The following is an 18,782-nucleotide window of genomic DNA, read 5'->3' as shown; positions in this document are numbered from 1 at the left end:
TCCGCCACAGGATGCCTTGCATGATCGAACGTCGAACGACTGGTTTCGTCATCGTCCTGATGGCCGGTGGATTGAGTTCCGGCTGCGGGCTCTGGTTCGGGGAGGCGTCCCGTCCGGACCGGCTGCAGCTCTACGGCAATGTCGATATTCGCGAAGTGGAACTGGCCTTTGTTCAGAGCGAGCGGGTGACCGAGCTGCTGGTCGAGGAAGGCGATCGAGTCGAATCGCAGCAGCTCCTGGCGAAACTGGACTCGGAAGGTTTCGAGTTTGCGGTGGCCCGCGCCGAGGCGCAGCTCGAAACGCAGCGACAGGTCGTTGCGCGGCTGGAATCGGGGACCCGCCCCGAGGAGATTCGTGAGGCTCGCGCGGCTCTGGAGGCGATTACTGCCACGGCCGAAGATGCCGCGACCAGGCTGGGCCGCGTCCGCAAGCTGCACGACATGAAGGTTGCGACCCGCGAGGAGCTCGACGACGCGGAGGCGACCGCCAATACGACCGCCGCGCAACAGAAGTCGGCCCAAGCTGCGCTGGACCTGGCGATCGCCGGCCCGCGGAAAGAAGACATTCTGGAGGCCAAGGCGGCGCTGAAGGGGCTGGAGGCTGCGCTGTCGCTGGCTCGGCGAGATCTGAAGAACGCATCGCTGCTGGCGCCGTCGGACGGGATCATCCGCAATCGCATCCTGCAGGTGGGGGACATGGCGTCGCCGCAGAAGCCGGTTTTCACAGTCGCGCTGGTCGATCCAGTGTGGGTCCGGGCGTATGTGTCCGAGACGGACCTGGGCCGCATCTGGCCGGGGATGAAAGCGACAATCTCGACGGACGCCTTTCCCGACAAAACCTACGACGGATGGGTTGGTTTCATCTCCCCGACCGCGGAGTTCACTCCCCGGCAGGTCGAAACTCCCGAATTGCGGACGCGTCTGGTCTACCAGGTCCGAGTTTTTGCGGACAACCCGCAGAATGAGCTGCGACTGGGGATGCCTGCCACCGTGCACATCGACCTCGGGCAGCCGAAGTCGACGAAGGACAGCCATGACGCCCCCGCCGTCCGCTGACCTTGCCGGCTCCGGCGCCGTGGCCGACTCCTCGGAGATGGTGCTGGAGGTCCGCGGCGTGTCGAAACGGTTTCGCACGGGCGGCCGCGACGTACAGGCTCTGGAGCAGGTGAGCCTGCGGTTGCGTCGCGGGCGCGTGATGGGCTTGATCGGCCCGGACGGGGCCGGCAAGACGACGCTCATGCGGCTCTGCGCCGGCCTGCTGCTGCCGGACGCCGGCGAGATCACCGCCGTCGGAAAGAACGTTCTCCGCGATCCGCTCGGGGTGCAGTGCTCGATCGGCTACATGCCGCAGCGGTTCGGTCTGTACGAGGATCTGACGGTTCAGGAGAACCTCGACCTCTACGCGGATCTGCAGGGGGTTCCTTACGATCAGCGGCCGGCGCGCTATGCCGAACTGATGAAAATGACCGGACTCGCGCCGTTTACGAAGCGTCTGGCGGGGAATCTTTCGGGGGGCATGAAACAGAAGCTGGGGCTGGCGTGCGTGCTGGTCCGTTCGCCGGAACTGCTGCTGCTCGACGAGCCGACAGTGGGGGTCGATCCGGTCTCGCGACGCGAGTTGTGGGGGATCGTCGGGCGGGCGGTGGAGAACGAAGGGACGAGCGTGCTGTTGAGCACGGCGTATCTCGACGAAGCCGAACGCTGCGATGAACTGGTGATCCTGCATGAGGGCGAGGTGCTGGGTGACGGGACGCCCGCCGCGTTGACTGCCGGCCTGGAAGGGCGAGTTTTTCTGGCGGAGGTCCCGGCCGAGAATCGTCGTCGGATGCAGGCGCAATTGTCGGCGGCGTCGGGCGTCACCGATTCGATCATTCAGGGGAGTCGAGTCCGGTTTGTCATGGAAACCGCCGCTCCGCCCGATACCAGTCAGTTTCGATCCGAAGGAATGTCGATTGCCGTGGTTCCGGCGGCGCCGCGGCTGGAAGACCGGTTTGTCGATCTGCTGCGCAAACGCGAGTCGACATCGAACCGGAAGTCGGCCGTTCCGGTCCGGCCTTCGCGGAGCGCCGCGTCCGAAGCCATGATCGAAGTTCGCGATGTCCAGCGGCGTTTCGGGAGTTTTTATGCCGTCAAGGGGGTGACGTTTGACGTCGCCCGGGGGGAGGTGTTCGGGCTGCTGGGGGCGAATGGCGCCGGCAAGTCGACGCTGTTTCGGATGCTGTGCGGGCTGCTGCCGGCGAGTGGCGGGACGTTGAAGATCGCCGGCGTCGATGTCCGGAAGACGGCCGCGGCGGCCCGCGCGCGACTGGGCTACATGTCGCAGAAGTTTTCGCTGTACGGGAATCTGACGGTGGCTCAGAACCTGCGGTTCTTCAGTCAGGCTTACGGGCTGACGGGAAGCCGGCAGAATGAACAGACGGCCTGGGCCGTCGAGCATTTTGAGCTGCAGGGCGTTCGCGACGCCACGAGCGGGGACCTGCCGCTGGGCTACAAGCAGCGACTGGCTTTAGCGTGTTCGCTGATGCACGAGCCGGACGTGCTGTTCCTGGATGAACCGACGTCGGGCGTGGATCCGCTGGCCCGGCGGGAGTTCTGGCAGCGCATCAACGAGCTCTCCGCCCGGCAGGTGACGGTGATGGTTACGACGCATTTCATGGAAGAGGCCGAGTATTGCGACCGGGTTGCGATCATGGTCGCGGGGGAAGTCCCGGAGCTGGACACGCCGGATGCGATTCGCGCCCGGGCCCGTTCGGAAGAGTGTCCCGAACCGACGATGGAGGATGCGTTCATCTCGGTGATCGAGTCCCGCCAGCGGGAGATCGATGCATGACGGGAAAGTCCCGGACCCTGAGTCCCGGCGCGCTCCGACGGATGCGGCTGCGGGGATTGCTCCGCAAGGAGCTGCTGCAGATCGTGCGCGATCCCAGCAGCATCGCCATTGCCTTTCTGCTGCCCGTCGTCCTGCTGCTGCTGTTTGGCTACGGAGTCTCGCTCGACGCCGAGCATGTGCCGCTGGCTCTCGTCGTCGAGCATCCGACCGCCGACACGGCGGCGGTTGTGGGAGCTTTTCAGCGGTCGCGGTATTTCCGTCCGGTCGTGATGCCGACGATGCCCGAAGCGGAAGCCGCTTTGATGCGGCGGGACGTCGACGGCATCCTTCGGCTGCGGGCCAATTTTTCCGAGCGGCTGCATACTCCATCGGGCACTGCGATGCAGCTCATCGTCGATGGCAGCGACGCCAATACGGCGCGGATTGTGATCGGTTACGTGGAAGGGGTCTGGTCTCACTGGCTGCAGGATCGTCTGGCGGAGACCGGTCAGGACTTCGCCGTTCCCGTCGAAGTCGAACAGCGGGTCTGGTTCAACAGCAATCTCCGCAGCCGCAACTTTCTGGTGCCGGGTTTGATTGCGGTGATCATGACGCTGATCGGGGGGCTGCTGACGGCGCTGGTGATGGCGCGGGAATGGGAGCGGGGGACGATGGAGGCCCTGCTGGTCACGCCGGTCGCCATGTCGGAGATTCTGATCGGCAAGATCGCTCCCTACTACATCCTGGGGATGGGGGGGATGGGGATCAGCGTTGTGATGGCGGAGTGGCTGTTTCTGGTGCCGCTGCGCGGTTCGCTCTGGATTCTGATCGGGACGACGTCGCTGTTCCTGCTGTCGGCGCTCGGCATGGGGCTGCTGATTTCGACGCTGGCCAAGGTGCAGTTCGTCGCCGCTCAGATCGCGATCATCGCCACGTTTCTCCCGGCGTTCATGCTCTCCGGATTCATTTTCGACATTCAGAGCATGCCGGCGGTGATCCGCGGCGTGACTTATCTGCTGCCGGCCCGCTACTTCGTTTCGTCGCTGCAGACCATTTTTTCCGCCGGAGATGTTCCCGAGATCCTCATTCCCAACGGCGCAGCGCTGCTGTTGATGGCCGTCGTGTTCCTCGGACTGACCCGGTTCGTGGCTCGAAAGCGACTCGCGTAGCGCGGCAGGAATACTTATGTTCTCCCGGATTCTGGCGTTGACGATCAAAGAGTTCCTGGCGCTGCTGCGGGATCCGCGGAGCCGGACCGTCATCATCCTGCCGCCGATGATTCAGCTCTTTGTCTTCAGTTATGCCGCGACGTTCGATCTCAACGACCTGGCGTTCGCGGTTTACGATGAAGACCGGAGCGCGGTCTCGCGCGAGCTGCTGGCCCGTTTCTCCGGTTCGCCGAACTTCAAGGAAGTCGCCGTCCTGTCGCACGATCGCGAGATTCCGCCGCTGATCGATGGCAAGTCGGTGCTGCTGGTGGTGCATATCGGGCCGCAGTTCAGCCGGGACCTGGCGGCAGGAAGTTCGGCCACGATTCAGGCGATCGTGGATGGGCGGAACTCCAACACGGCGGCCATCGCCCTGAATTATGTCCGGTCGATCGTGGAGGACTTCAACCGCGACCGGATCGAACAGACGGAGGGGATGGCGTTGCCGGCGACGCTCGAGACGCGGGCCTGGTTCAACCCCAACCTGGAGAGCCGCTGGTTTATCGTGCCGGGGATTGTCGGCATGCTTTCGCTGGCGGTGACGGTGCTGGTGACCGGTCTGTCGGTGGCCCGCGAACGCGAACAGGGGACCTTCGACCAGCTTCTGGCGACGCCCTTTCATCCGTTCGAGATTTTGATCGGCAAAGCCATCCCCGGCTTCGTGATCGGGCTGGCGGAGGCGAGTGCGATCATTTTCCTGGCGGTGCACTGGTTCGAAGTCCCGCTCCGCGGCAGTCTCGCGGCCCTCTATACCGGGGTCGTGCTGTTTCTGCTGGCGACGATCGGTTTCGGATTGATGATTTCCTCGCTGGCGGTAACGCAGCAGCAGGGCCTGCTGGGCTCGTTCCTGTTCATGGTTCCCGCCACGATCCTGTCCGGGTTTTCGACCCCCATCGCCAATATGCCCACCGCGGTGCAGGCGGTCACATACCTCAACCCGTTGCGATATTACCTGATTATCATCCGCGGGGTTTTCCTGGAAGGGACGCCGTTCGGGCTGCTGATCAACCAGTACTGGCCGATGGCGGTCATCGCCGTCGTGAATCTGACGCTGGCCGCCTGGCTGTTTCGTCGGCGGATGAATTGAGACCGCGGTTCGGCACTTTGCCGCGTCCCTCTGCGGCCTACAATGGGAGTAGAGACGGATCGCGAACGACGGACACTCAACGGAAACGCCCGTGGACTGGCAGGGACTATTCACCGGAAGCATCGTGCTGGCGGCAGCCGCATACGTCGCCCTGCGCGTTTGGCAATCCGTCTCCGGCCGAGCAAAAGCCGGCTGCGGCACCGGTTGCGACACCTGCCCGGCCAACAAGTCATCCGACACACCCGAGGGGTTTGTCTCCCTGGACCAGCTTCATCGACCCGAACATTGAGATTCAACCGGGCCGAAGTCGGGAAATACAGAGCCCGCCAATCACTTGGCTCTCAGCACTTCTCACTTGGCTCTCCTCAGTGCTCCACCCGCCTGTCGTCCCCATGCTTCGCGTGGTACCAGCCGAAGGCCAGAAACGCTGCGGCGGTCAGCAGGTAGCCGATCGCAATCGGCGTGGCCCGGAATTCCAGTGACCCGTCGCGCGGGGCGTCGAAGGCGAACAGGAAGTCGACGATGTTTCCCTGCAACTGATACGCGTGCGTCAGGCCGATCCCGGCGAAGAACGCCCCGAGCAGCGCCCAGAACGCTGCCGCCCGGAACTTGCGATCGATCAGAAACGCCGAGATCGCCGCCAGGATCATGCAGGTGAAAATGTAGCCCCGCTCGATCGACAGCAGGCCGTGCAGCAGGAATCCGTTGATCTCGGCCGACTGGTTGACCGTCAACAGATCCTGCATCGTCCGCCCGCCGTGCGCGGCGAACTCGTCGTGCGGGACTTTCAAAAAATCCCAGGCGCTGATGAAGGCGCCCTGCACGACGGTCTGGCCCCAGGCGGCGATCGCGGGGAAGAGTCCGATCGCTACGGCGGGGGCATGATTCGTCGGCGTGGCGGCAAACGCCTGGGCGGTAATCACGATGCCGATCCAGAGGACGATGGCCACGCCGGCCTCGATCGGGATCAGGCTCTGAATGACCGCCACGGTCCCCGTGCAGCAGAGGATGGTGATTACGACGCCGTTGAGGGTCGAGTATCCCGCCCGTGCGCCGAGGGCCTTCCAGCCGGGGTGTCCGATGTAGATCGTCGTCGGGAAACAGCTCCCGAACAGCCCGGCGCAGAGGGTGCCGATTCCGTTTGCCGCCAGCGACGGGGCCGTCGGGAATCGATCGCCCCCCGCCTCGGCGGATTCGATGTTCTGCAGGCTGCCGACCAGATTGAACAGCCCCATCGGCACGATGACCGACAGATGCCCCAGCCATGCCGTCGGGTTCGAGAGGACCGTCCAGAGAGCGTCGCCGCAGAAATGCGGAAGCTGCAGCCCGGCCTGACTCCAGGCGGCAGGGACTGCGGCCGCCTTCATCGTGGAATCGGAGATCCACGCGGGCGCATCGGGCCAGACCTGCACGAGCCCGGTCAACAGCCAGGCGGTGGCCGTCCCGAGGGCGACGGCGATCAGCCCGCCGGGCAGCCCCAGTGGAAACGACGACTGGCTGAAGTAGGTGATCAGCACGGCGGCGAGCGGCAGCATGGCGATCAGCGGCTTCTGATAGATCTGCAACGCGAACGTCATCGCGATGAAGCCGATCGCAATCCCCGCCAGCGTCGACAGCAGCGCCGCCCGCGGAGTTCGCTTGCGAATCGATTCGGCCACGAACGACCCCAGAAATTCGATCACGCCCGAACCGATGCACGCCACCAGCCCCATCTGCCAGGCCAGCTCGGCGGCGGCGACGGGGGACAGCTTCTGTTCGATTCCCTGCCGGAAGACCGGACCCATCACGAAGAAGACGTAGACCAGGAGCGAGGGCGTATTGATGCCGTACGGCAAGGCTGTGACGTCGCTGCGGCCCTCCCGCTGCGCCAGTCGGCGGGCCTGCCAGGCGTAGAACAGATTGCCGAGGATGATGCTCACCGCCGCTCCGGGGAGGATCCTCCCGTAGAGCAGCCAGGCGGCGTCGCCGGTCATGCCGCACTGCGTCGAGCAGAGGGCGACGATCAGCAGGAGCTGCACCAGGTTGTCGATGAACAGGCCGAAGAATCCGTCGAGATCGCGACGGACAAACCACGGATAGGGGGCGGCGTTTGGCATGGAGAGCAGCGTAGCTTTGACGCCTGAGGTCGTCCAGTACCGTCGCCGGAGAAGGGAAATGTCGAATGACGAAGGCGGAATGTCGAAAGGCCGTCGAGAGTCCAGAGTCGAGAGCCAGAAAGGACGTCCGCACTTGCGGACTTTCGCCACGGACTACTGCCGACGGACGACTGACCAATCTCCGGCAGTTCGCGACTCGCTGCTCCCTGCACCCCACAGCCCGATTGCGGCGATCGCTGCGAATGTGGCTCCGACGAAGAACGTGGCCGACGGGCCCAGGGTGGTCCACAGTCCGCCGGCGATCACGCTGGCCAGCAGCAGGGAGACGCCGGACACCAGGTTGAAGATGCCGAAGGAGCTGCCGCGCAGATCGAGCGGGGCCGTGTCGGCGACGAGCTTCGACAGCAGACCCTGCGTGCCGGCCAGATACAGTCCCCACAGGGCCGCCCCGGCCAGTGCGGCTGCGGGTGAAGTGGCCAGGGCCAGCAGCAGGTCTGCACCGATCAGGAAACCCAGGCCGATCAGCAGCAGCGTCCGCGCGCTGCAGCGGTCGGCGGCGGCCCCTGCGGGGTAGGCGCCCGCCGCGTAGACGACGTTCATGACCATCATCACCAGCGGCACGGCGGCCAGCGGCAGGCCGACATTCTGCGCCCGCAATACCAGAAACGCTTCGCTGAACCGGGCGAGCGTGAAGACGGCCCCCAGCAGCACCACGAGCCAGAATCGCCGCGGCAGCCGTCGGGCGTCGGCGAAGGTCGGCGGCGGCCGGAGCGCTTCCCCCGTCGAACGTGGCGCGGGTTCGCGAACTCCGACGATCAGCACGATGACGGTGATCGCCGCCGGGATGACCGCGAACCACATCGCCGCGGGGATGCTGTCCGCGAACACCGACAGGAGGATCAATGCCAGCAGCGGCCCGAGGAAAGCTCCGACGGAATCGAGCGCCTGTCGCAAGCCATAAGCGGCTCCGCGCAACTCCGGCGGCGTGATGTCGGCAACGAGCGCATCCCGCGGCGCATCGCGAATGCCTTTGCCGATGCGATCGACAAACCGGGCTGCAAAGACCCAGCCGATCGAAGTGGCCAGCGGGAAGACCGGTTTGGTGATCGCGGCGAGGCCGTACCCCAGGACGAGCAGAAACTTTCGCCTGCGGAGAAAGTCGCTGAGGGCGCCCGAAAAGACTTTCGTGATCGACGCGGTCGCTTCTGCCAGTCCCTCGACCAGCCCGATCGTCAGCATGGACGCCCCGAGCGTGGTGGCCATGAACACTGGCAGCAGGCTGTGGATCAGCTCGGACGACGTATCCATGCAGAGCGAAGCGACGCCGAGCGCCCAGATGCTCGCGGGAAGTCGGCGATCGGGGCTGGCGTCGGTGGATGACATGAGCGGCAGCGTAGCTGTCGCGCGGTGGTGCGTCCAGTTGCCGCGAGGAGGCAGATTTCACGCAAAGACGCCAAGAGGAAATGTCGAATGACGAAGGCGGAATGTCGAAAGGGGGATGTTTAGAGTCCACCGTTGCCCGTCGTCGAATTCTTGTATTCATTGCGTGAGCTCGTTGCCGGCCGCTACAGGCGCGTCACTGTCTCGTGCAGATTCAGCAGCACGCGCGTCACCGAGACCCAGGCCGCCAGCTCGGGCTCGCTGACTCCGTCGGGCAGCGCGGCGGAGCCGACGGACGTCAGCAACGCCCTGGCCGCGGCGGGGTCGGCCGCGTAATCCTGCCGATGCTTCTGCAGCAGCGTCAGGATCAACTGCTGTTCCGCGGCGCGCGGCGGACGGGAGAGAGCCCGTTGCCAGGCCCACGCCAGCCGGGACTCGTCGGTCGGACCACCCTCCAGCAGCGTCCGGGTCGCGAAGACGCGGGCCGCTTCGAAGAAGGTTGGATCGTTGAGCAGCACCAGCGCCTGCTGCGGCGTGTTCGAGCGCGGTCGGTCGGCGACGCATTCCTCCCGGCTCGGGGCGTCGAAAATGAGCATCTGCGGGTGCAGAAACGATCGCTGCCAGAACGTGTAAAGTCCCCGGCGATACTGCCGCTCGCCCCGATCGGCCTGCCAGGTCCGCCGCGGAAAATTGAGGTAATCCCAGTACCCCTCCGGTTGATAGGGCTTTACGCTTTCGCCCCCGACCTGCGACGACAGCAGCCCGCTGATCGCCAGCGCGTTGTCGCGGACGAATTCGGCGTCCAGGCGGAATCGCTGCTGGGCGGAGAGGAGGCGGTTGAAGGGATCGACGGCCCGCGCCTCGGACGTCTGCACGGAGGACTGCCGGTACGAGTGTGAAAGGACCATCAACTGGACCATGTGCTCGACGTCCCAGTCCGATTCGCGGAACTCGACCGCCAGCCAGTCGAGCAACTCCGGATGCGTCGGCCATTCCCCCTGGCTGCCGCTGTCTTCGAGCGTCTGGGACAACCCGACGCCGTAGAAGAGCTTCCACAAGCGATTTACAAACACGCGAGCCGTCAGCGGGTTCTCCGGGGACACTAGCCAACTGGCGAGGTCGAGGCGATTGGCGCGCCGGCCTTCAGCATTCACCTGTCCCAGAAACGCGGGGATGGCGGGCTCGCGGATTTCGCCGGTATCGTCCATCCAGTTCCCCCGCGGCAGGACTCGGACAGTTCGCGGCGGCCCGGCCTGCGCGATCAGCGACCGGGGAATGGTCGCCACAAACTGGTCCCGCGCCTGCTGCCGCTGCTGGCTCACCTGCCGCTGCGGCTGAAGCTGCAGCGACTGATCCCGAAGAAATTGCGTCAGCACCGTCTGCTGATCCGCGCTGCGCTGGTCGCGCGGCGTCGCCAGGACCGATCGCACTTGCGGCGGCGTCCAGCGGGCGATTGGATCCGGCAGCGTCGTCGCCGACAGACGGAACCGGCCGATCGAGTGACTGGCGTGGGGCGAGCGGAATTCGAGACGGACAGTCAACGTCCCGGCGTCTTCGCTGACAAACGGCTGTTCCGCCGCAAACACGGCTTCATGCGGCTGTCCGACGTGCGGGAGAATCGCCCAGCCGGTGGCGTCTTTGCCGTCGAACGCCGTCTCGATGGCGTGTCCATTCTGGGCGTGATCGGCGACGGCCCGGACCAGCTTGACGGGTTGTTCTTTCCCGTCCGCGCCGGTCGTCGACAGATTGAACTCCGTCAGCACAAAGTTTCCGTTGCCGGCCGTTCCTGGACCTTTGGCGGGCAAGCTGTCATCCGCCAGCACCTCCAGTTTCAGCGCGGTCAGTCCGCGAGGGGACGCCGGATACGTCAGCACAAAGCTCTCCTGAGCGCCGACCGCGCCTTGCGCCAGCCACGATCCGTCGGTCTGTTCGGCGAGCTTCACGTCGCTTCCTTCGACCTTCGCTTCGGCCGAGCCCAGCGGCCGCCAGCCCGAGTCGGCGAGCAATTCCTGCTCCCAGGCGGCGTCGCCGGCAAGGAGCGCCTGCACGGCGGCGTCCAGATCCTGCCGGGCGGAGGCTACGGTCTGATCCAGCTCGGCCAGTCGCTGCGACTGGTCCGGGCTCGGAACCAGCATTCCGGGACCGCGCCCGCCGATGGCTGGTTCCTGCACGTCGGCGAAAAACGCTCCCAGGCTGTAGAAGTCCTGCGTAGTGAACGGGTCGAATTTGTGGTCGTGGCACTCGGCGCACCCCAGCGTCGCTCCGAGCCAGACATCGGCGACGTTGCGGACGCGATCGGCGGAGTACTTGGCGATGTATTCCTTCGCCTGGGCGCCCCCTTCTTCGGTGGTCTGCAGCAGTCGGTTGTAGCCTGAGGCCACCTTCTGGCCGAGCGTCGGTTCGGGAAGGAGATCGCCGGCGAGCTGCTCGATCGTAAATTGATCGAAAGGAAGATTGCGGTTGAATGCGTCGATCACGTAGTCGCGGTAGGGGACGATGTCCCGCAGGTTGTCGCTGTGGTAGCCGGCGGTATCGGCGAACCGCACGAGATCCAGCCAGTAGACGGCCATCCGTTCGCCAAAGTGAGGCGACTCCAGCAGCCGCTCGACGAGCCGATCATAGGCATCGGGCCGCGCGTCCTGCAGGAAGGCCTGAACGTCGGCGGGCGTCGGCGGCAGCCCGGTCAGGTCGAATGTCAGCCGGCGGATCAACGTGACCCGATCGGCTTCCGCTGCGGGCTGCAGACCGGCGGCGGCCAGCCGAGCCTGAATGAAGCGGTCAATTTCGTTGCGTGCCGGTATGGCCGGCGTCGCGGCGGGGACCGCCGGTCGGGTTGGCACGAGGTAGGCCCAGTGCCCCTGGTACTCCGCTCCCTGCTCAATCCAGCGCCGCAGGATCTCTTTGTCGCGGGCAGAGAGCGTCTTGCCGCTGTCTTTCGGCGGCATGACTTCATCGGGGGCCGCGGTCGTCACCCGGCGGAACAGCTCGCTGGCCTCCGGCTTGTGCGGGATCACAGCGCCGGGCTTGTCGTTTGTTCCTGCGTAGCCGGCCGCCTGGTCGAGCCGCAGTTCGGCCTGACGCTGGTTCTTATCGGGGCCGTGACATTGAAAACAGGCATCGGACAGGATCGGCCGGACGTCGCGATTGAACTCGATCTGCTCCGGGAGGGGTTTGTCGGCGGCGCGACTCTCAACCCCGAGCCCCAGGCTCCAGACGACGGCCAGGAGTGTCAATCGTTGCATGTTGCGCCTCATCGTGGACCCATCAAGATCCGTCGATCTTACCCGGCGCACCGTATCGAGGACAACGCGGCGGTCCAGTCAGTCGGCGGCGGGGTCGACGCCGGCGAGGACCGTGATGCGCTCCACCAGGCGCTGGCGGGCGAGTTCGGTGTCGAGCCCCGCGGCGGTTCTCAGGCGAATTGCGGTTCCGGTCGAATAGACGATGTCGCCTGCCGGCGTCAGGTCGAACGACAGGACGCCGCGTGCCAGAACCTCTTCGGCTCCGCCCGACGCCCGCTGGACGAGCTGCCAATCGCGCGGAACCAGCGAGGAGGCGACTTCTCCCTTCTGCGCGTACTGTTTGCGGGGATCGATCCACTGGCCGGAAATGCGGAAGAAGTCTTCGGGAACGGGGATCTTTCGTTCGGGGCCGCCGGCGGTACGGAGAGGTTCGCCCGTGTAGCGCATCGAAAAGAAGTCGAGATAGGCGAACCCGGCCCGCAGCAGCCGATATGGAAACAGCCCGACGTCTTTTGCCACCTGCAGCAATGACGGACGGGTTTGAGGAGCGCGGTACGGCCGGCGGATGTAGTACAGCGCACCGGCCGCGTCCTCGCGCGGCTGAAGACAGTCGTAGTCCTCCTCCTCGTGGAGCAGCGAGAGTTTCTTCGCGTCGAGATCGACTTCTTCGATCGCGTAGGGACCGAGCCCCAGCGGATATCCAGCGGCGTTTCGCAGGATCGGAGCGGCCTGGTAGACGATTCGTCGGCGGCCCTGGCCTGTCCAGTTCGGCGCTTCATCGACGGTGTCGCCGTCGGTGACTTCGCGAACCAGCCGGCCGTCCGGTTCGCAGACAGCGATCCGGCTGGAACCGTCCGCCTGGGCCACCGACATCGCCAGCATGCCCGAGTGGCGATCTCGCGTCAGTTCCCGGGCGGGAAACTCGTTGCGGTGAAACAACCGGCGCTCGCTGTGATCGGCGAGCGTTTGCTGAAAGAGGCCGGTCATGTGACCAAAGTCGACCAGATAGGAGACCTCGCCCGGCGCGGTTCCGAGTGCGGCGCTGCTGAAGCGAATCCGACGGGGGGCCGCCTGTTCTCCCATGGCGCCGAACGGGGAGCCCACGCCGAACTCGCCCCAAAGCCCGCTGCGGTCCTTCCAGCCGTGCGCCTGCTGCTGACGGGCCTGGCGGTCCTCGTACTGGCCGGCGAACTGGCTGGTCAGTTCCTGCGGCGGCAGATGGTCCTGCGCCACAAACAGACGTCCCTGGGAGACGAAAGCGTAAGTCACTGACATCCGCGGTGGCTCCGGCGATCAGAGTGAAGGAATCCGGGGAGACACTTTAGCATGCCGGGCGCGCGGAATGTCGAATGACGAAGGCGGAATGTCGAATGGCAGAGGGCTTATCGCAGATCGCGAATCGCTGATCGCCAGAGCTGCAATTCGCGCGTTAAGTCTTCCTCCGGCGATCAGCGATCAGCGAAAAGCCCGCTTCCCTGTTCGCTATTCGCTGACTGGCGGTCCCCAGATTTCGTGCAGCAGCTTGAATAGCTCGGGTTCGTCGCGTTGCAGTTCGGCGCGGTGGAACGGGTAGAAGTCGTTGAGGCCGAAGTAGGCTTCGGACATTTCCGCGAAGAATTCTTTCTGGTTGGTCAGGGCATAGTGCCGGCGGTTTCCGCCGTCGATATGCAGGACTTTTTCGTACTTGCCGCCGTCGCGGAATCGTTCCCAGGCGGCTTTGATCTCGGCATGTTCGAAATCCAGCACCTGGTCGTGGTAGGCGTGGGCCAATTCGTGCAGGACGGCCCAGGGCTGCTGCTGGTGATGCTTCGGGCTGGCAAAGCCCGCGGCGTCGGGGAGGTGGACGCATCTGGCCAGCGTTTCGCTGTAGCCGTTGTTCCGCAGCCAGTCTGCGCTGGGATGATATTGCATGGAGGTCAGCTTGCCATGAGTCCGGTCGAGCTGGATGGTGACTTTGCGTAGTTGCTCGACACGATCGGCCGGGACGACGAGCTGAATCTCGTAGAGGCGATCGCCGAGCAATCGGAGCGCACGGCGGCCCAGGGCCACATCTTCGCTTTCGCCGTCGAGCAGCCGTTGATCGATCCGGACCGACCAGCCTTCGATGGTTTGCGACTGATGAGTCGTGGGTCTGGCGGGTTCGTCGGCAATCGCCGCGGTCGTTGCTGCCAGCAGGCCGAGCGTGAGCAGCAGCCATCGCGGGGTGGAGATCATGTCGGATTCCGGTACGGGGAGAGGAAAGAGGTGAGCAAGCAGAACAGGCCGTGCGGGGAGGCGATGATCGATCGGCAGATCGATCCGGCGAGAAAACTCAGGCGATGAATCGCTCGGAATCATACCGGGAATTCCCAGCGTCACGCTCGCGAATACTACTGCACAAACCGTTGACGGTCGGTTCGAGCGACCGGTTCGCAGATTGCGAGAGATCGGCGTATCTGCTTGCTGCTAGAGAAGTTCTCAAAATTGGAGCGGGCAGGATCTGCCGGGAGAACTTCGGGGACTGCGTTGACTGCGTAAGCTTCGGCGGCCGTCTCAGCGGGCCGAGGGCGAGAACAAATGCTTTCAAAAAAACAAGTGCATCGGGGAGATCACATATTGACGGGGCAATCGAAACCAATAGATCATCAAGAGCTGTGCCAGTTTCGGATTGCGCCGAACGGATAGAAATTTGAGCCTCATCTCTGCGCAGGTGCGACGGTTGCGCACCGGAACGTTGCGGGGTGGGTGAACGAATAAGGGATTCGCTTTGATTTTGTAGTTCAACTTGTCGTCGGACCGGGAGCATGCCATGAGCACACGATTGCGTCGCAACGGCTTCACCCTGATCGAGCTGCTGGTGGTGATCGCCATCATCGCGGTGCTCATCGGCCTCCTGCTGCCAGCCGTCCAGCGGGCGCGGGAAGCGGCTCGCCGGTCCTCGTGCCAGAACAATCTGAAGCAGATCGGACTGGCGCTCCACAACTATCACGACGCTCATGGAGTCCTGCCGCCGGGCCAGATCAGCAATGTCTATCTGACGGACACGATCGGTCGCTACGCCAGTCCGGTGGAGCCGCGGGCGTATCAGCTCAACGGGCTGAACAATCTGGGCTATCACGGGACGAGCTGGATGCTGCACATCCTGCCGATGCTCGATCAGACGCCGCTCTACAACGCCTGGAATTTTGGGAACAACGTCCGGTCGAATGGCGAAATCGGTCTGCAGTTGCCTCCGCCGGATCTGACATTGTTGTATGCCCCCAAGACCGACATCCGGGTGTTTTACTGCCCGTCGCGCCGGTCTTCGATGATGTCGACATCGACGTTCTCAGCGCCCGATCGTGTCGAACAGGCGAGTCCGCTGCAAAATCAGGCGCCGTGGGGTCAGGGGGGCAACGACTATGCCGGCTGCAGCGGATCGGGAATTACCTTTCACGACAACGTAAACGACGCCACAGATCGCCAGACTTACGAGCTGACTCCGGCGCAGTTGACTGCCACCGTCACCTCGGCGATCGGACTGACCGGCCAGACGATCTATTCGTCGCAGTACACGCAGTACCAGACCAACATCGGCGTGTTTGGCGTCAACACGGCGTTCGGGCTCCGCGATATCACCGATGGCACGTCCAACGTGATGGTGGTCGCCGAGCGGCGTGTTTCGCAGTTGTTGCTGCCGCCGCCGCAGCGGAGCGCCGACGGCTGGGCGTGGGGCGGGCCGGCGACGCTCTTCAGCGCTCGCAATGCTCCGCACAGCGGTCTGTATTTCGACGAAGCCGACAGCCCGCACGATCAGGTCGTGCAGACCCTGTTTGCCGACGGCAGCGTGCGAAACGTCGGCTTCAATATCGACCTGCGGACCTGGCGCAACCTGGGCAATATGGCCCAGGGGAGCCCGGTGAATCTGCCGCAGTAGCTGGCGTAGCGTTCCTGCGCGACTGCGCTGCCGGTTTTCACGGTCGGCAATGCTCCAGAGATTGGCCGGGGGTTCGTCCGAGAGGTTCGCTGATGACGATTCACATGCTCTGTTCCGAGTGCGGCTCGGCGTTGAACGTGCGAGACGACCTTGCCGGAACGGTCCGGCACTGTCCGAAGTGCAAGGTCGAGCTGCACATCCCCGTTGCTGTGGGCGGGCCGCCGCCGTCCGACATGGAGCTTGAGGCGATGTCGGCGGGCTTTGCCGATGCCGAGGCGCCCCGGCAGAGCCCCGCGAGTTCCTTGCGAAACGGCGGTGTTTCCGAGTCGGACGATGTCGAGGACGGGGAGGATCGCGAACTCGGTCGGGATTCCGTCTCGGAGGGGGATGACGGGACGGCGGAGATGCAGGCCAGCGATGACACGCGCGAGATCGATGCGCCGGTCGCCCGCGTCGAGCCTGAGGCTCGAAACGGCGCGCCATCGTCCAACGGAAAAACTCCGGCCACATCTCAGGCCGCCGGGAACGAAGATGAGGACTTCGATCCGGTTGCGTTTCTGAACGAAGCTCCTGCCGGTTCCGCTCCGCCGCGAAGCGCCGCTCCGCGTCCAAAGCAGGCCCCCGTCGACCGACCGCAACGGCGGGAGCCCGCCGATCGTCCGCGTCCGCCTGAGCCGGTCGTTCGACAGCGCCGCGAGGAGCCGGAGCGGGGCTCTGAGCCGGTGGCGGCGCCGGTTCGATCGTCCACGGTCTCCGGGGCCTCGGCGGCGGCAGATCTGTGGGATCATGCCAAAGCGGTGAAGCAGTTGCGGAAGGCGATGAAGGACGGCTCGGCGGAGATGAAGCAGCACGACGCCCGCGAGCCGGCGATCGACTGGTCGGGGATGGCGCGCGAGGTCGGGTTGAAGGGCGTCGGCATTCTGCTGATCGGGCTGCTGGCGGCGGCCGGCGCGTACTACGGCTTCGACAGCATGATGGGCGGGGGGATCAAGCTGCCGAAGCTGGGATATGTCGAAGGGGTCGCCACGCTCGACGGCCAGCCGGTCGTCGGCGCCACCGTCTACTTTTCGCCGATCGAAGGCGAAACGGGAGGGGCAGGTGGGGAACGGGTGCGGACTTCGACCGCCATCACGGACGAGAAGGGGCATTTCAAAATGCTCTACATCGATCGGATTGCGGGAGTCGCCGTGGGACGCAACCGCGTCTGGATCTCGGCGGTCGGCGCTCCGACTGCGATCAATATTCCGCCGGACTTCGGCGAAGGCTCCATGGTCCTTCGAGAGGTGAAGGAGGGGAATCAGACGATCGACATTGAGATGAAAGGGGCTCCAACACGGGCGGCCGCTCGAAGATGACGGTCCCGTTTTCGCGGAGTCGATCGAAGCGGCCGGTCGCCGCAATCCACCGCGACTTTACTTGTTCGCGGCTTCGGCCAGGGCCGCCCAGCGCCGCGCGAGGACCGCGTTGGCGGGACGGTAGGGATCGTCGGCGATCGGACGGGCCAGCGCTTTGATGGCCTCGTCGTATTTGCCCTGGTCCGCCAGCGACCAGGCGAGGAGTTGTCTGGCGGCGGGCTGCCAGCGCTGCCGGGTGGCGATGCGGCGCGAATAGTCTGCGAGCGCATCGGCCGCTTCAACATACTCGCCCAGTTCGTACTTGCCGACGGCGCTCCAGTAGAACGCGTCGTCGGCTGCGATCTGGTGAATCTGCTGGCGCGTCGGTTCGGGGAACGGTTTGAGTCCCAGCATCCGGATGGCCAGAAAGCCAGTCGTCGCTTCCTGGAACTGACCGAGCAACTGGCTCGTGCGGACGCGGAGCTGCTGCTTCTCGGCCGGGCCAAGTTGCGGCTGCCCGGTCTCCTTGTCGACTTCGTAGGTGAAGGGGACCATGAACGGCATATGGACGTCGTTCATCATCTTCATGAGGTCCTGCTGCGGCATCTGCTGCTGCCGGATCAGCGTGATCAGCGGATGATTCCACAACGTCCAGCCCGACGCGGGCCTGGGGACGCCGGCGCTTTCCAGCCGCTGAATCAGGCCCGGCTGGGTCGTCGATTCGACGAGCGCGTCGTAGAGCACGCAGAGTTTCTCGCCCGGAAGGACTTGCTCCAGCTCCCACATTCGTTGCGACCATGACGGCAGATCGGACATGATTTCGATTCGCGGCGACTTCAGTTGTTCCGCGTCGAGACGGTAGGGCTGGTCGGTGCGGGCCGAGAGCGCCGCCAGCCACTCGGGATGCTCGACGATCGTTTTCAGCGTTGCCGGCTGGCGGGGATGGGCTTCCGTCGGAGCCGACTCTGCGGGAATCGGCAGCCCCAGCATCAGATCGAACAGATAGACTTCTCCGCCGACGGGAACCCCCATCAACCAGGCGTCCTCGTCGCCGCCGGCGTCTTCCGGGCGAATGATGACGGCGTCGATCCGCCACTGCTTGAGCAGATTGGAGAAGACCCAGGCGCGGTCTGAGGCGGTCCCGCGCCCGGAGAGGAGGATGTCGTAGGGAAAGAGGGGCGGGGCTGATACGGGATCGTCGTTCAACGCCACGTTGCGACAGACGTATTCGAAGAGCAGAACCACCCGTCGCAGATCGTCGTCAGAGCGGTCGGAAACATAACCGGCGACGGCGCGCGCCAGGATGCACATCCGAATGTACATGGCGTCCATCGGCGTGTACTTCTTTTCGCCGAGCGTCGCCAGCAGTTCTGCGTTCAGGAAATTTTTGGGGAGATCGTCGACCTGCGGGACCGGGGGGACGGCCGGGTTGGCTTCGGCCAGCAGCCGCCAACTGTTGAGCATGCTGACGGCGGATTCGAGGTCCGAATCGATCCCCAGATTTTCGGGCTGAAGCTGATGCAGAGCACTGTCGAGCATGTGTTCCGAAGTCTGCTTCTCGCCGGCGGAAGCTGCTTCGGTCGCTTTGGAGTCTGCTGCGGGCTTCGCGGCCGGGCGGGAACATCCGGAGCTGAGAATCAACAGACCGGCAAGGAGGGCTGTGCAGGATCGCCCGGCTGCAAACGACATGAGGAATTCCGACCGAGAAAGGAGTTCACGGAGCTTGGCGACG

The 18,782-nt window shown here is 64.7% G+C and carries 12 protein-coding genes; 6 read left to right on the top strand and 6 right to left on the bottom strand.

The window, feature by feature from the left end; translation table 11 throughout:
• Positions 1 to 20 precede the first annotated feature (20 nt).
• From SH412_RS21985 to SH412_RS21970, 4 genes are read left to right on the top strand one after another with little or no spacing between them, the layout of a single operon-like run.
• On the top strand, positions 21 to 1,055 hold the full coding sequence (locus SH412_RS21985; protein ID WP_336520177.1) for an efflux RND transporter periplasmic adaptor subunit: 1,035 nt from the start codon (positions 21 to 23) through the stop codon (positions 1,053 to 1,055).
• The gene (locus SH412_RS21980; protein ID WP_336520176.1) at positions 1,033 to 2,829 is read left to right on the top strand and encodes an ATP-binding cassette domain-containing protein; all 1,797 of its coding nucleotides are present in this window, start codon (positions 1,033 to 1,035) and stop codon (positions 2,827 to 2,829) included. Before SH412_RS21985 ends, SH412_RS21980 begins: the two co-directional genes overlap by 23 nt.
• A complete protein-coding gene (locus SH412_RS21975) occupies positions 2,826 to 3,977 on the top strand; it encodes an ABC transporter permease (protein ID WP_336520175.1) in 1,152 nt (383 codons plus the stop codon). Before SH412_RS21980 ends, SH412_RS21975 begins: the two co-directional genes overlap by 4 nt.
• A gap of 16 nt (positions 3,978 to 3,993) precedes the next feature.
• Positions 3,994 to 5,103, top strand: a complete 1,110-nt coding sequence (locus tag SH412_RS21970) for an ABC transporter permease (protein WP_336520174.1) — start codon at positions 3,994 to 3,996, stop codon at positions 5,101 to 5,103.
• 365 nt (positions 5,104 to 5,468) lie between these two features.
• Here the strand turns inward: SH412_RS21970 and SH412_RS21965 are convergent, their stop codons facing one another.
• The 5 genes from SH412_RS21965 to SH412_RS21945 all read right to left on the bottom strand — a co-directional run bounded on the left by SH412_RS21965 (position 5,469) and on the right by SH412_RS21945 (position 14,035).
• Positions 5,469 to 7,199 carry an NCS2 family permease gene (locus tag SH412_RS21965; protein WP_336520173.1) on the bottom strand — a complete coding sequence of 577 codons (1,731 nt, stop codon included), beginning with the start codon at positions 7,197 to 7,199 and terminating at the stop codon, positions 5,469 to 5,471.
• A gap of 153 nt (positions 7,200 to 7,352) precedes the next feature.
• Positions 7,353 to 8,582: an MFS transporter gene (locus SH412_RS21960; RefSeq protein ID WP_336520172.1), complete on the bottom strand. Its 1,230-nt coding sequence runs from the start codon at positions 8,580 to 8,582 to the stop codon at positions 7,353 to 7,355.
• 182 nt (positions 8,583 to 8,764) lie between these two features.
• Positions 8,765 to 11,821, bottom strand: coding sequence for a PSD1 and planctomycete cytochrome C domain-containing protein (locus SH412_RS21955; protein WP_336520171.1), 3,057 nt, complete (start codon positions 11,819 to 11,821; stop codon positions 8,765 to 8,767).
• A 78-nt stretch (positions 11,822 to 11,899) separates the two neighbouring features.
• A complete protein-coding gene (locus SH412_RS21950) occupies positions 11,900 to 13,096 on the bottom strand; it encodes a hypothetical protein (RefSeq protein WP_336520170.1) in 1,197 nt (398 codons plus the stop codon).
• 207 nt (positions 13,097 to 13,303) lie between these two features.
• Positions 13,304 to 14,035, bottom strand: coding sequence for a M90 metallopeptidase family protein (locus SH412_RS21945; RefSeq protein ID WP_336520169.1), 732 nt, complete (start codon positions 14,033 to 14,035; stop codon positions 13,304 to 13,306).
• 574 nt (positions 14,036 to 14,609) lie between these two features.
• On the opposite strand from SH412_RS21945, the gene SH412_RS21940 reads away from it, so the two are divergent.
• Both SH412_RS21940 and SH412_RS21935 read left to right on the top strand, forming a co-directional pair.
• Positions 14,610 to 15,716 carry a DUF1559 family PulG-like putative transporter gene (locus SH412_RS21940; RefSeq protein WP_336520168.1) on the top strand — a complete coding sequence of 369 codons (1,107 nt, stop codon included), beginning with the start codon at positions 14,610 to 14,612 and terminating at the stop codon, positions 15,714 to 15,716.
• Between the two features lie 92 nt (positions 15,717 to 15,808).
• A complete protein-coding gene (locus tag SH412_RS21935) occupies positions 15,809 to 17,071 on the top strand; it encodes a transthyretin-like family protein (protein ID WP_336520167.1) in 1,263 nt (420 codons plus the stop codon).
• 57 nt (positions 17,072 to 17,128) lie between these two features.
• Here the strand turns inward: SH412_RS21935 and SH412_RS21930 are convergent, their stop codons facing one another.
• Positions 17,129 to 18,739: a tetratricopeptide repeat protein gene (locus tag SH412_RS21930; RefSeq protein WP_336520166.1), complete on the bottom strand. Its 1,611-nt coding sequence runs from the start codon at positions 18,737 to 18,739 to the stop codon at positions 17,129 to 17,131.
• Between the last annotated feature and the right edge of the window lie 43 nt (positions 18,740 to 18,782).

The sequence above is a fragment of the Planctellipticum variicoloris genome (genome assembly GCF_030622045.1).
Taxonomy (GTDB): Bacteria; Planctomycetota; Planctomycetia; order Planctomycetales; family Planctomycetaceae; genus Planctellipticum; species Planctellipticum variicoloris.
The sequence above is the reverse complement of the archived record's forward strand: the minus strand, read 5'-3'. Positions and strand labels throughout refer to the sequence as shown.

Coding starts and splice junctions, on each gene's coding strand:
- SH412_RS21935 (WP_336520167.1), top strand. CDS start 15,809: ATGACGATTCACATGCTCTGTTCCGAGTGCGGCTCGGCGTTGAACGTG.
- SH412_RS21930 (WP_336520166.1), bottom strand. CDS start 18,739: ATGTCGTTTGCAGCCGGGCGATCCTGCACAGCCCTCCTTGCCGGTCTG.
- SH412_RS21940 (WP_336520168.1), top strand. CDS start 14,610: ATGAGCACACGATTGCGTCGCAACGGCTTCACCCTGATCGAGCTGCTG.
- SH412_RS21970 (WP_336520174.1), top strand. CDS start 3,994: ATGTTCTCCCGGATTCTGGCGTTGACGATCAAAGAGTTCCTGGCGCTG.
- SH412_RS21985 (WP_336520177.1), top strand. CDS start 21: ATGATCGAACGTCGAACGACTGGTTTCGTCATCGTCCTGATGGCCGGT.
- SH412_RS21980 (WP_336520176.1), top strand. CDS start 1,033: ATGACGCCCCCGCCGTCCGCTGACCTTGCCGGCTCCGGCGCCGTGGCC.
- SH412_RS21950 (WP_336520170.1), bottom strand. CDS start 13,096: ATGTCAGTGACTTACGCTTTCGTCTCCCAGGGACGTCTGTTTGTGGCG.
- SH412_RS21945 (WP_336520169.1), bottom strand. CDS start 14,035: ATGATCTCCACCCCGCGATGGCTGCTGCTCACGCTCGGCCTGCTGGCA.
- SH412_RS21960 (WP_336520172.1), bottom strand. CDS start 8,582: ATGTCATCCACCGACGCCAGCCCCGATCGCCGACTTCCCGCGAGCATC.
- SH412_RS21955 (WP_336520171.1), bottom strand. CDS start 11,821: ATGCAACGATTGACACTCCTGGCCGTCGTCTGGAGCCTGGGGCTCGGG.
- SH412_RS21965 (WP_336520173.1), bottom strand. CDS start 7,199: ATGCCAAACGCCGCCCCCTATCCGTGGTTTGTCCGTCGCGATCTCGAC.
- SH412_RS21975 (WP_336520175.1), top strand. CDS start 2,826: ATGACGGGAAAGTCCCGGACCCTGAGTCCCGGCGCGCTCCGACGGATG.